Genomic DNA, 452 nt, shown 5'->3' with positions numbered 1-452 from the left:
TCCCGGTAGGTTCCTTGCTCCACCACACACCCACCATCCAACACCACCACAGAATCAACACCACGCAACGTCCACGCACGATGAGACACCAACACCACCAAACGCCCAACAGCAGCCACCTTCAACCGAGCAAAAATCTCCTCCTCAGTCTCAGCATCCACAGCACTAGTCGGCTCATCCAACACCCACACCGGCGCATCCCGAAGAACCACACGCGCCAACGCCAAACGCTGCCACTGACCACCCGAAAGACCAACACCACCAAACGACTCACCCAACTGAGCATCCAAACCACCCTCAAGACCACGCACAAAATCATCAGCACAAGCCACCGACAAAGCCGACCACAAATCAGCATCACCAAGACGCTCAACAGCCTCCTGCGGCAAACCCAGAAGAAGATTTTCACGCACAGTCAGTTCATAACGGCCGTAGTCTTGACTCACCAAACC

1 protein-coding gene is annotated in these 452 nt (G+C 55.3%); it reads right to left on the bottom strand.

Annotated features, from left to right (window positions below; genetic code table 11):
- Positions 1–413 (bottom strand): ATP-binding cassette domain-containing protein (locus HMPREF2682_RS00025; protein ID WP_246823473.1); only part of this gene is annotated, 413 nt, incomplete at its 3' end.
- Positions 414–452 lie beyond the last annotated feature (39 nt).

Origin of the sequence: Rothia sp. HMSC061D12 (assembly GCF_001836735.1) — a bacterium.
Taxonomy (GTDB): Bacteria; Actinomycetota; Actinomycetes; order Actinomycetales; family Micrococcaceae; genus Rothia.
This window is presented reverse-complemented; position numbering and strand designations above follow the sequence as displayed.